Origin of the sequence: Kitasatospora sp. NPDC056181 (assembly GCF_042266225.1) — a bacterium.
GTDB lineage: Bacteria > Actinomycetota > Actinomycetes > Streptomycetales > Streptomycetaceae > Kitasatospora.
The window spans coordinates 1-12246 of sequence record NZ_JBHJUK010000063.1 but is presented as its reverse complement, the minus strand read 5'-3'; the positions used below and the strand labels follow the sequence as shown (position 1 = coordinate 12246).

At 72.9% G+C, this 12246-nt stretch carries 8 protein-coding genes and 1 pseudogene; 4 read left to right on the top strand and 5 right to left on the bottom strand.

The genetic code is table 11. The features are described from left to right. Positions 1-3: 3 nt before the first annotated feature. Positions 4-855 carry an iron uptake transporter permease EfeU gene (gene efeU, locus ACFC1F_RS23335; protein ID WP_376160928.1) on the top strand — a complete coding sequence of 284 codons (852 nt, stop codon included), beginning with the start codon at positions 4-6 and terminating at the stop codon, positions 853-855. A 161-nt stretch (positions 856-1016) separates the two neighbouring features. On the opposite strand, the gene ACFC1F_RS23330 is transcribed toward efeU, so the two are convergent. Both ACFC1F_RS23330 and ACFC1F_RS23325 read right to left on the bottom strand, forming a co-directional pair. Beyond that, on the bottom strand, positions 1017-1298 hold the full coding sequence (locus ACFC1F_RS23330; protein ID WP_376160926.1) for a hypothetical protein: 282 nt from the start codon (positions 1296-1298) through the stop codon (positions 1017-1019). Between the two features lie 133 nt (positions 1299-1431). After that, positions 1432-2304 (bottom strand): universal stress protein, encoded by an 873-nt coding sequence (locus tag ACFC1F_RS23325; protein WP_376160925.1) that lies wholly within the window; start codon positions 2302-2304, stop codon positions 1432-1434. Positions 2305-2665: 361 nt separating this feature from the next. Between ACFC1F_RS23325 and ACFC1F_RS23320 the strand changes: the two genes are divergently transcribed. Then, positions 2666-4114: an MFS transporter gene (locus tag ACFC1F_RS23320; RefSeq protein WP_376160923.1), complete on the top strand. Its 1449-nt coding sequence runs from the start codon at positions 2666-2668 to the stop codon at positions 4112-4114. 969 nt (positions 4115-5083) lie between these two features. Then, on the top strand, positions 5084-5731 hold the full coding sequence (locus ACFC1F_RS23315; RefSeq protein ID WP_209415066.1) for an HNH endonuclease family protein: 648 nt from the start codon (positions 5084-5086) through the stop codon (positions 5729-5731). 126 nt (positions 5732-5857) lie between these two features. Here the strand turns inward: ACFC1F_RS23315 and ACFC1F_RS23310 are convergent, their stop codons facing one another. Continuing rightward, complete coding sequence (locus ACFC1F_RS23310; protein WP_376160921.1) at positions 5858-6559, bottom strand: ribonuclease H; 702 nt, start codon at positions 6557-6559, stop codon at positions 5858-5860. A 416-nt stretch (positions 6560-6975) separates the two neighbouring features. Here ACFC1F_RS23310 and ACFC1F_RS23305 point away from each other — a divergent pair, with 416 nt between their 5' ends. Next, positions 6976-9279 carry a M9 family metallopeptidase gene (locus tag ACFC1F_RS23305; RefSeq protein WP_376160919.1) on the top strand — a complete coding sequence of 768 codons (2304 nt, stop codon included), beginning with the start codon at positions 6976-6978 and terminating at the stop codon, positions 9277-9279. A gap of 256 nt (positions 9280-9535) precedes the next feature. On the opposite strand, the gene ACFC1F_RS23300 is transcribed toward ACFC1F_RS23305, so the two are convergent. Continuing rightward, positions 9536-12097 (bottom strand): ABC transporter permease, encoded by a 2562-nt coding sequence (locus ACFC1F_RS23300; protein ID WP_376160917.1) that lies wholly within the window; start codon positions 12095-12097, stop codon positions 9536-9538. 55 nt (positions 12098-12152) lie between these two features. After that, positions 12153-12246: pseudogene (locus tag ACFC1F_RS23295) on the bottom strand (ABC transporter ATP-binding protein); the annotation flags it as partial.

The following is a 12246-nucleotide window of genomic DNA, read 5'->3' as shown; positions in this document are numbered from 1 at the left end:
GCCGTGTTCGGCAACTACCTGATCGGCCTGCGCGAGGGCCTCGAAGCCAGCCTCGTCGTCTGCATCCTGATCGCCTATCTGGTCAAGACCGACCGCAAGGACAAGCTCGCGCCGGTCTGGGGCGGCATCACGGCGGCCGTCGTGCTGAGCATGGCGTTCGGCGCGGTCCTCCAGTTCGGCTCGTCGCAGCTGACCTTCGAGGCGCAGGAGGCGCTCGGCGGCACGCTGTCGATCCTCTCGGTCGGCCTGGTCACCTGGATGGTGTTCTGGATGCGCCGCACCGCCCGTCACCTGAAGACCGAGTTGCACGGCAAGCTCGACGCGGCGCTCGCCATGGGCACCGTCGCGCTCGTGGTCACCTCCTTCCTGGCCGTCGGCCGCGAGGGGCTGGAGACGGCGCTGTTCATCTGGTCGGCGGTGCAGGCCACCAACGACGGCTACAACCCGGTCATCGGTGCGGCGCTGGGCCTGCTCACCTCGGTGGTGCTCGGCTGGCTCTTCTACCGCGGCGCGCTGAAGATCAACCTGGCCAAGTTCTTCACCTGGACCGGCGCCATGCTCGTCGTCGTCGCCGCCGGTGTGCTGGCGTACGGCGTGCACGACCTGCAGGAGGCCGGCTGGCTCGGCGGCCTGCACGACCTGGCCTTCGACGTCAGCAGCACCATCCCGAAGGACAGCTGGTACGGGACCCTGCTGAAGGGCGTGTTCAACTTCCAGCCGGACCCGACCGTGCTCCAGCTGGCCGTCTGGGCGGCGTACCTGCTCCCGACGCTGGCCTTCTTCTTCGGCGTCTTCGGTGGCCGGCCGGCCAAGCCGGTCGCACCGAAGACCGGCTCCGCGAAGTCGGCCGTCTGAGGCACCGCCCCACCGCTCGTCCCACCGCCCCACCGCTCGTCCCACCGCCCCGCCCGGCCACCGCCCGGCGGGGCGGTGTCGTTCCGGTGTCGTTCCGGTGGAGCGGCGCCGCCGCAGGTGCCGGCCCGGGTGTCCTCTCGGGCGCCGTCCCGGGTGTCTGCTCAGTGGAAGAAGCCGTACGGGCTGAACAGGAAGGCGACGAAGCCGATCACGCCGATCGCCGTCACCACCCACCACCCGGGCGCGTGCTCCTGCCGGAAGTACTCCGCGTCGTGCGACTCGGCGAGGTGCCGCTCGGCCTTGTCCCGGGCTCCGATCGCCGACCACCTGCTGTAGCCGCAGGTGTCGCAGACCACCCGTTCCTGGTTGTGCCGGCGCGAGACGACCCTCACGACGTGCTGGTGCCCGTCCGGGCCCTCGCCCGTGATCCTGATCCGATCCATCGATCCCCCTGTCGATCCCCCTGCCGGTCCCCGGGCGTCGCCCGGCCGGGCCATCCTCGCACGCACCACCGACGGTCCGGCCGGGAAAGGGCCCCGGCCCCGGGACGGCGGCAGGGCCCGGCCCCGGCCGTCGTCAGCCGGCGGGCAGCGGGACGGTGATCACGGGGGAGAGGGAGTGGTGGAGCAGGCCGTGGGCCACGGACCCGAGGTGCCTGCCGGTGAACCCGCCGTCCCCGTGGCGACCGACCACGACCGCGAGCGCCCGGTCGGCGGCGGCGGAGAGTGTTTCGACGGGGTGCCCGACGAGGACCTCGTGGACGAGCGGCACGTCCGGGAAGTCCGCGGACAGGCCGCCGGTGCTCTCCCGGAGGGACCGGCCGAGCTCCGCCAGGACGGACTTCTCGTCGACGGGCACCAGCAGCGGCGCCTTCCAGACCTGGACGACGTGCAGGGACGCCCCGTGGCGGGCGGCGAGGTCGGCGGCGAAGCCGATGGCGTGGCCGGCGTCGGGGCTGCCGTCGGAGCCGACGACGACCCGGCGTTCCGGCCCGGGCGGCGGGGCCCCCGTCACGCGGACCACGACGACCGGGCAGTGACTCCGGGCGGACACCGGCACCGCCACGGAGTAGGTGCTCAGCATCTCGTCCCACCGCTTCAGCCCGCGCGAGCCGACCACGACGAGCTCCGCGTCCTCCGACTCCCGGCACAGCGCCGGGGCGGGGTGCTCGCCCACCAGCCGGACGCTCAGCTCCAGGCCGGGGTGGTGGTCGCGGACCAGCGCCGACGCCTCGTCGAGCGCCTCCTCGCCCTGCCGACGCAGGGCCTTGTGGCGGTCGGACTCCTCGAACCCGCGGAGGTCGACCTCCATGGGGAGCGAGGCGTGGACCATCCGCAGCGGCGCCCCGCGCTGCGCGGCCTCCTGCGCGGCCCAGAGGACGGCGGGGGAGTGGGGGGCCGAGGCGTCGATGCCCAGCACGATCGGGCGACGCCGGCTGCTCGATGCCATGTGGTCCTCCCAACAGGGCCGCCCGGCCCGTCAGTACGCCAACCCAGTGTAGGTCCGGGGGCTCTGCCGGGCCGCCGGGCCACCTCCGCAGCGGGACGCAGCCGCGGCCGTGCCGGGCTGTGCCGGGCTGTGCCGGGCCGCGCCGGGGCCGGACGGGTCACCCGGATGCGGGCATGACGGGCACGAGCCGCCCGTCACCGCCATGGTGGGGACGGACGCCACCGAACGGTGCCGCCGTCGGGCGGCCCGTCCCCGGGGCGGTCCCGGGGCCGGCCCGCAGCACCGCGGCGGGCCCGCAACCCGGCCCGCAGCACCGCCGGTGACCCCTGAAGACCGTCGCGACCTCCGGAAAGGGCGGGTCATGACCGCAGCGGACCAGCCGGCCAGGCCGACGGGAGCGCAGCGGCGGGTGCTCGCGCCGCTCGCGCTGGCACAGTTCATCTGCAGCTTCGCGGGCTCGAACATGAACGTGATGATCAACGACATCAGCCAGGACCTGGACACCACCGTTCAGGGCGTGCAGGTGGCGATCACTGTGTTCCTGCTGGTCATGGCCGCCCTGATGATTCCGGGCGGCAAGCTGACCGACCGCTGGGGGCGCAAGCGCTGCTTCATGCTCGGACTGGTGATCTACGGGATCGGTGCGGTGCTGAGCGCCGTCTCGCCGGGGCTCGGGGTGCTGATCCTGGGCAACTCGATCTTCGAGGGCGTCGGCACGGCGCTGCTTATCCCGCCCGTCTACATCCTCACCACGCTGCTCTTCGAGGACCTGACCGCCCGGGCGCGGGCGTTCGGGACCATCATGGCCCTGGGCGGGGTCGGCGCCGCGGCGGGGCCGTTGATCGGCGGGCTGATCACCTCGGTGCTCAGCTGGCGGGCGGCGTTCGTCTTCCAGGCCCTGGTGATCGCGGTGATCGTCCTGCTCAGCCGCTCGCTCGTGGACCCGCTGCCGCCCGACCCCGCCCGGCCGTTCGACCTGGGCGGAGCGGTGCTGTCGGCGGTCGGCCTGGTGCTGGTCGTCACGGGCATCCTCGCCGCCGACAACAACCTCTGGTTGACGGTCGGCCTGGTCGTCGGTGGCGCACTGGTGCTGGCCTGGTTCGTGCACCGGATCCGTGCGGAGGAGCGGGCCGGGCGGGAACCGCTGCTCTCCACCAGCCTGTTCCGCAGCCGGGTCTCCAACCTCGGCCTGGTCACCCAGAACGCCCAGTGGCTGGTGCTCATGGGGACGTCGTTCACCGTGGCGACGTACCTCCAGGTGGTCCGCGGCTACGACGCCGTCCAGACCGGTGTGATCTTCACGGCGGCCACGCTCGGCCTGCTCGTCTCCTCGCTGGCCGCGGAACGCCTCGCGCGGCGGTTCCCGCAGCGGACCCTCATCATGGCGGGCTTCGTCCTGACCGTCGTCGGCGTCGGCGTGCTGATCGCCTTGGTCGCCGGCACCCCGGGGGCGTGGGCCTTCGCCCCCGGACTGCTGCTGATCGGCCTCGGCCTCGGGGTCATGCTCACCCCGTCGGTCAACGTCGTGCAGTCCGCGTTCCCCGAGGAACGGCAGGGGGAGATCTCCGGGCTGTCCCGCAGCATCTCCAACCTCGGTTCGTCCTTCGGCACGGCGGTCGCCGGGACGATCCTGGTCGCCGGGCTCTCCAGCCACGCCTACGCCGCCGCGATGGCCGTGCTGGCGGGAGCGGCCGTGGTGGGCCTCGCGTCGGCGGCCCTGCTGCCGCGCTCCCCGGCGCCGGGGGCGGGGGACGCGGCAGGGCCCGGTCCGGGAGCCGGGAGCGCGGCCGCCGCGCGCAGGCCGGGGTGACCGCGACCGGTCACCGTTGCGCGCCGTCGAGCTGCTCGTCGTGCGGGGTCGAGCCGCTCGTCGAGGGCGAGGGCCGACGCCACCGGCGTGAGGTGGGTGAACGCCTCGGGGAAGTCGCCGAGTTGACCGCCCGACGGGCCGATCCCCTCGGCGGGCGGGCCGGCGTGGTTCGCGGAGCTGAGCGTCCTGTCGAAGGCGTGGTGCGAAGGCACGGCGCGCCCGGTCGGGCCGGCCTGCGCGGACGAGCGTCTCGACGTCGGGGGTCTTCTCGGTCGGGTGCGGCTCGCCGTTCACCCGGTACCTGATCCGCAGCGGCTCGCCCGAGGTGGTGCCGCCGGCCGGTGGGCGGTTCCGCAGCCACCGGCGGAAGGCGTGTACCTCGTCCACTCGTCGGTGGGGCCGAGGTCCATCAGGGCCCGGACGGAGAGCGGGGGCCGCGGATCCCGGTGTGGCGGTGGTCCCGGTGTGGCTGGTCCCGGCGCGCCTGGTCCCGGTTCCGCTCGCCGCCGATCTGCTCGTGCAGGCCCGGGGCGGCCGCGGCGATCGGGGCCCCGGCCGACGGCGCGTAGGTGACGGCTTGAGGGTGACGGCCGGGCGGTTGACCGTGTCGCGCCGGCGGCCCCGGTACGTGGAGGCGCGGAGCCGCACGGGGGTCCCCCGTCCCCTCGCAGCGATCGTCCCGGCCCGGGCCCGCCCATGGGCCGGCGCACCGAGGCTCACCGCGGCCCGGTCGGTGCCCTTCCCCGCCCGCCGGCCGGTGCGGTTCCCTTCCGGCCGCCCGGGCCCGTCGGCCGGCCCGCCCCGGTTTGCTCCATTTCCCCGACGGACGCTGTGAGCTGACTCTCACTCAAAAGTTCACCTCTAGGGTCTACCCGCGTAAACCCCTGACGCGCCATGCTGGTTACCAGCCCGGGCCGCTCCGCCCGGGGGCTTCCGCCTGCCCTCACACCGACCCTGGAGTCCCCCCGCATGCCTGCGATACGCACGCCCCACCGTGCCCTGGCCGCCGCCACCGGCGCCCTGCTGCTCGCCCTCACCACCCTGCTGGCCGGCGCCGGCACCGCCCAGGCCGCCCTGCCCGCCCCGGTCTCGGCCGCCACCGCCCGCTCGTACCTGGCCTCGATCGCGGTGGCCGCGGAGTCCCACGCCGACACCTACGACCGGACGTTGTTCCCGCACTGGATCACCATCTCCGGCACCTGCAACACCCGCGAGACCGTCCTCAAGCGCGACGGCAGCGGTGTGGTGACCGACTCCAGCTGCGCCTCCGTGAGCGGCAGTTGGACCTCGGTGTACGACAACGTCACCACCACCAGCGCCTCCTCCTTCGACATCGACCACCTGGTGCCGCTCGCCGAGGCCTGGCGCTCCGGTGCCTGGGCCTGGACCACCGACCAGCGCAAGGCCTTCGCCAACGACCTCACCCGCCCGCAGCTGATCGCCGTCTCCGCGAGCTCCAACCGCACCAAGGGCGACCAGGACCCGGCCAACTGGCTGCCGCAGGCGTCCTACCGCTGTACCTACGCCCGCGCCTGGGTGCAGGTGAAGTACTTCTACGGGCTGAACGTCGACAGCGCCGAGAAGAGCGCGCTGACCTCGATCCTCAACGGCTGCTGACATCCTCGACGGCGACGGCTGCTGACGAAACGTCTGTCCCGCCCCAAAGTCGGATGTCCCGCCCCAAAGCCGGAGCCCCCGGCCGGTACCCGATCCGGCCGGGGGCTCCACCGTCGGCGGTGGCGCTCACGCCTGCGTGGCTGCGCACTCCGGGTGTCCCCAACCGCCGCCCACCTTGGTGATCCGGTCCCCCTTGGCGTACGGCCGGGTGCACGGGCAGGTGCCGGGGAACCGCGCGGCCAGCGACGGCGCACCGCCCGAGGACCGGCGCTTCGCCGTGGACGGGGAGGCGGCGCGTCCGCTCCGGGCGCCGCCGCTCCGGGAGGAGGTGCTCGGGGCCGGGTCCGGCACGGGGAGGTCGGCCGCGGTACCGCCGGCGGCCTCCTGGGTCCGGGCGGCGTCACTGGCGGCCTTGTCGGCCAGGGCGTTCAGCGGATCGCCGTCCACCTGGTGGGCGGGCACGTAGACGAACGTGACGTCCCGCCCGTCCAGGAGCCCGTCGATCCGCTGGATCAGCTCCTGGTTGGCCACCGGCTTTCCGGCGGCGGTCTTCCAGCCGTTGCGCTTCCAGCCCTTCAGCCACTTCGTCACCGAATCACGCGTGTACGTGCTGTCCAGCCGGACCTCCAGCGGCACGGCGGGATCCGTGGCGGCCAGCAGCCGCTCCAGCGCCGTGAGTTCGCCCACGTTGTTGGTGCTGTGCCCCAGCGGGCCGGACTCCCAGCGCTGCGGTGCCCCGGCGCTGTCCGCCACCACGTAGGCCCAGGCCGCCGGGCCCGGGTTTCCCTTGGCCGCCCCGTCACAGGCGGCGATGATTCGGTCGTTCATACGGCGATCATGCCAGGCCGTCGGCACCTCCGCGGACCACGTCGTGCGACCGCCCGCCCGGCGGCCACGACCGGACGGGACCAGCCGGCCCGGACCTTCGCACCGCCCCGGCCCGAACGTTCGCACCGCCCCGGCCCGGACCTGTGCGCCGCCCCGGCCCGGCCGCCGTCCGGCCCGACCGGCGGAGCGGACCAGGCCGACGTGCAGATCACCACCACGATCCCTTTGCGGTTTCCCCATGAACTGCGCACCGCTTGAGGACTTCTCAACACCGTGTGACGTGTGCAATTGTACATGTCACATCCCCACCGCGTACGCGACGGAGCCGCCCCACGCGGCACCTTCGCCGACGGTCCTCGCTCCCCCACTCCGGCCGCGCCCCCCAGCGCGGCCGACGACGGCCCGGAGGCCCCCACGTGAGCTCCGCACGTCTGTTGCGACTACCGCAACTGGCACGACTCCTGACGCTCGCCCTGACCCTGTTCCTGACGGTCGGTCTGTTCGCCCCGCACAGCCAGGCCGCGCCCGTCGCACCCGGCAAGGCGTCCCCCACTCCCGGCACCCTCGCCGGACTGGCGCCGCAGCCCGCCACCGACGCCCCCGGGCACGGCGACGGCGACCGGCAGTCCACCCCGGCCGACCAGCGCGCGCCGCTCCCGCTCGACACCCGGCCGGCCGAGGTCCGGCCGACCACCAAGGCCGTGCCGACCGCCAAGTCCTTCGGCCTCGCTGCGGCGGCGGCCGGGCAGACCTGCAACGTCGGCGACTTCACCGGCCGGACGGGCAGCGACCTGGTCCAGCACATCAAGGCCGCCGACATCCAGTGCATCAACGGGCTCTTCCAGCTCACCGGCGCCAACGCGCGGGGTGCGTTCCGCGAGGAGCAGATGACCACCGTGTCGTACGCCCTGCGCGACGCGGCCGCCTCCTACCCGGGCGACAACTCGACCTCCGTCGAGCAGCTGGTGCTCTACCTGCGCGCCGGCTACTTCGCGCAGTGGTACCACAAGGACGACGTCGGCCCGTACGGTGCCACCCTCCAGACGGCGATCCGTTCCGGGCTGGACGCCTTCTTCGCCAGCGCGCACGTGCGTGACGTCGCCGCGGGCAACGCGCCCATCCTGGGCGAGGCCGTCACCCTGATCGACAGCGCGCAGGAGAACATCCGCTACATCCCGGTGGTCAAGCGGCTGCTGGGCGACTACAACAGCGCCACCTGGAACCCCGCCGGCATGGCGTGGTCGGTGAACCCGGTGTTCACCGTGCTGTTCCGCGGCCACCAGGTGCCCGGCTTCGACGCGGCCGTCGAGGCCGACCCGAGCGTGCTGGACACGCTGTCCGGCTTCGCGACCCGCAACAACGACCTGCTCGGCGGCGACTTCGGCGTGCTGGTCTACAACGCGACCAAGGAGCTGGGCCGCTTCCTCAAGGACACGGCGCTCCAGCCCAAGGTCCGTCCGCTCGCCAAGGCGCTGGCCGACCGGTCCGCACCGAACGGCCGCACCGTCTTCCAGTGGGCCGCGGTCGCCGAGGCGGTCGGCTACTACGACGCCGGCAACTGCTCGTACTACGGCACCTGCAACAGCGCCGACCGGATCAAGGCGGGCGTGCTGACGGTGAACTACACCTGCAGCCCGAGCATCAAGCTGATCGCCCAGGCGCTGGACAACACCCAGCTGGGCACCGCCTGCACCAGCCTGACCGGCCAGGACGCGTTCTTCCACTCGGTGGCCAAGGACAACGGCCCGGTCAAGGACGACGGGAACAACACGATCGAGGTCGTGGTCTTCCACTCCTCGCTCGACTACCAGGTGCTCGCCGCCGCCGTCTACGGCATCGACACCAACAACGGCGGCATGTACCTGGAGGGCAACCCGGCCACGGCCGGCAACCAGCCGCGGTTCCTCTGCTACGAGGCCGAGTGGGCCCGCCCGGACTTCCAGATCTGGAACCTCAACCACGAGTACACCCACTACCTCGACGGCCGGTTCGACATGTACGGCGACTTCAACGCCGGCATGAAGACCCCGACCGTCTGGTGGGTCGAGGGCTTCGCCGAGTACGTCTCCTACTCGTACCGCAAGGTCACCAACGACGCCGCCATCGAGGCCGCGGCCCGTCACACCTACAAGCTGAGCGACCTCTTCGACACCGCCTACGGGGACCAGGACCGCGTCTACCGCTGGGGCTACCTCGCCGTCCGCTACATGCTGGAGCAGCACCGTTCCGACATGGACGCCGTTCTCGCCAAGTACCGGGCGGGGGACTGGGACGGGGCCCGTACCCTGCTCAAGACCACCATCGGCACCCGCTACGACGCCGACTTCGACAGCTGGCTGACCAGGTGCGCGAACGGCGCCTGCGCCACCGACGGCACCACGCCGCGGGTGCCGGAGTGCACGGCCGCCGACACCCGCCAGCTGGACGCCAACTGCGGTCGCAGCAACGTCGCGGCCACCACGGGCAACTACGCGCACTTCTACGTCCTGGTGCCGGCCGGCACCAAGCAGGTGAAGATCACCACCAGTGGCGGCACCGGCAACGGCGACCTCTACTACAACCCGGGCAGCTGGGCGTACACCAACTCCTACGCCACGCGTTCGACGGGCCCGGACAACTCCGAGACCCTGACCGTGACCAACCCGCCCGCCGGCTACGTCTTCTTCAGCCTCTACGCCCAGCAGGGCTTCAGCGGGGTGAGCGTCACGAGTGAATTCTGACCCGATCGGGTGAAAGGACAGGTGACCGCCCCGGGCGGAGGGCTTCGGCGCTCCGCCCGGGGCGGGTCCGTTCCCCGCGGTCGTCCGCCCCGCGGCGCCGCCCGTACACCCGGCGCCCGTACACCCGGCGCCCGTACACCCGGCGTCCGCAAACCCGGTGGTCGCATCCCGGCGCCGCCCGCACCCCGCCGCCCGCACGCCGGAGCCCCCGGCCGGTACCCGATCCGGCCGGGGGCTCCACGTTCTCCGGGGGCGCCTACTCGCTCTTGATCGCGCCCAGGATGTCCATCCGGGCGGCCCGGCGGGCCGGTACGAGGGCGGCCAGCAGGCCGATCACCGCGGCGCCGACCAGGAACCCGAGCACCTGGACCGGCGGGACCACGGTGGTGATGTTCTTGAACGTGCCCGCCATCGTGCGGTTGCCCGCCCAGGCGGTCACGACGCCCAGCAGCACGCCCACCACACCGCCGAACAACGCGATCACCAGCGACTCCAGCCGGACCATCCGGCCGATGCCGCGCCGGTCCAGTCCGATCGCCCGGAGCATGCCGATCTCCCGGCGGCGCTCGAACACCGACATCGCCATGGTGTTGACGACGCCCAGCACCGCGATCACCACGGACATCCCGAGCAGCCCGTACATGATGTTCAGCACGGCGGTCACCATCTGGCGGTTCTCCGCCTTGATGTCCTTCTCGCCCTTGACGGCGATCAGCGGGTTGCCGCCGGTGGCGTCGCGCAGCGCCTGCTTCAGCTTCGGGTCCGCGCCGTTGGCGCCCTTGACCAGGACCTTGTCCAGACCGGAGCCCGCCGAGGCGTGCGCTCCGACCACGGCGTCCGGCGCGAGCAGCCCGGAGACCACGGAGCTCGACTCCAGCAGGCCGCCGACGGTCAGCGTGCCCTGTGAGCCGTCCGGGTAGGTGACGGCCAGCGTCGAGCCGACCTTGAGGTTGTTGCGCTCGGCGTAACCCCGACTGGAGAGCAGCTGTCCCTGCTTGAGCGCGTCGGCCGAGCCCTCCACGACCTTCAGGGTGGCCAGCCGGTCGATGGTGTTCGCGTCCACGCCGGTGAGCCAGTCGGTGTCGCCGTCGGTGCCGGTCTCGACCTCGACGGTGCGCATCACGCTCATGGCGGTGACGCCGGGCGTGCGGGCGATCTGGGTGGCGACCTCGGGGGAGAGCGTGGAGAAGTTCTCCATCGCCACCGTGTAGTCGGCCTTCATGTCGCTCGCGGTGGCCTCGTCCACGGCCTTGTTCACCGAGGCGCCGACGACGGTCAGGGCGGTGATCAGGGTGACGCCGATGGTGAGCGCCGAGGCGGTCGCCGCGGTGCGGCGCGGGTTGCGGACGGCGTTCTCCCGGGCCAGCTTGCCCGGCGTCCCGAACAGTCGGCGCAGCAGCGGCGCGAACATCGCGATCAGCGGCCGGGAGAGCAGCGGGGTGAGGACGAAGACGCCGATCAGCAGGGCGCCGGCGCCGAGGCCGACGAGCTTGACCTCCTTGGCGGCCGAGCCGGCCAGCAGGCCGCCGACGCCGGTCGCGGCGAACAGCAGGCCGATCGCGTTGCGCACCCGCAGGCTCTTCTGGGTGGCCGGCTGCTCGGCGGAGCTCATCGCGGCCACCGGGGCGATCCGGGAGGCCCGCAGGGCCGGCAGCCAGGCGGCCAGCACGGTCACCACGACGCCGACGGCGACCGTGGCGATCACCGTGGACGGGCCGATCACCAGCGGGCCGTCCGGCAGGTTGGCCTCCAGCGGCCCGTTCAGCAGGGCGCGCAGCCCGGCGGCGATCCCGATGCCGGCGAGCAGCCCGGCCACCGAGGCGGTGAGGCCGATCAGCAGCGCCTCGATCAGCACCGAGAGGGTGACCTGCCGGCGTCCGGCGCCGACGGCGCGCAGCAGCGCGAGCTCCTTGGTGCGCTGGGCGACCAGCATGGTGAAGGTGTTGGCGATGATGAAGACGCCGACGAAGAGCGCGATGCCGGCGAAGACCAGCAGCGCGCTGCTCATGCCCTTGGTGCCCGCCTCGATCATGCGGTCCTGCTCGTCGGCGAGCTCGCGGCCGGTACGGGCCTCGATCGAGTCGCCCTGCGGGACGGCCTGCTTGACGGCGGCGAGCAGGGCGGTGTCGTCGGCGCCCGGCTTGGCCTTGACGTCGATCTCGGCGAACCGGCCGGGCGTCAGGTAGAGCTGCTGGGCGGTCGCGGTGTCGAAGGCGGCGAGCGAGCCGCCGGAGACGACGCGCGGGTCGTTGGTGCTCACGGTGCCGGTGAGCCTGAGCTCCATCACCGGGCCGTTGACGGCCACCCGGACGGTGTCGCCGACCTTGTAGCCGCCCTTCTCGGCGGTCTTGCGGTCGAGCGCGATCTCCTTGGCGTTCTTCGGGCCCTGGCCCTCGACCAGCGGGTAGCGCGGGTCGGTGCCGTCGGCGCCGGGCACGTAGTTGGTGCCGGTGGTGGAGAAGCCGTTGCCGATCAGCGCGCCCTTCCGGTCGGCGATGCCGGCGAAGCCGCTGACCACGCCGCGCGCCTCGGCGGTGCCCGGCAGGGCGGCGACGGCCTTGCGGGTCTCCTCGGTGAGGGTGGGCCCGGTGGGGCCCTCGCCCCGGCGGTCGTAGCCGTTGCTGACGGCGCCGCGGTCGCTGACCGTGACGGCTATGTCGGTGTAGCTCTTGGCGCTCTGGGACCTCAGGGCGCTGCCGAGGGTGTCCGTGAAGACGAGCGTGCCGGCGACGAAGGCGGTGCCGAGCATGACGGAGAGCGCCGTCATCAGCAGTCGGCCCTTGTGGGCCAGCACGTTGCGCAGTGCGGTGCGGTACATGAGGGGTTTCAGTCCTGGGAGTCCGATGGGTGGCGGCCGGTTCAGCGGGCGCGGGTCAGCTGGTGCGGCCCTTGGCGTCGAAGCGGCGCATGCGGTCCAGGACGGTGTCGGCGGTGGGGCCGGTGAGCTCGTCGACGATGCGGCCGTCG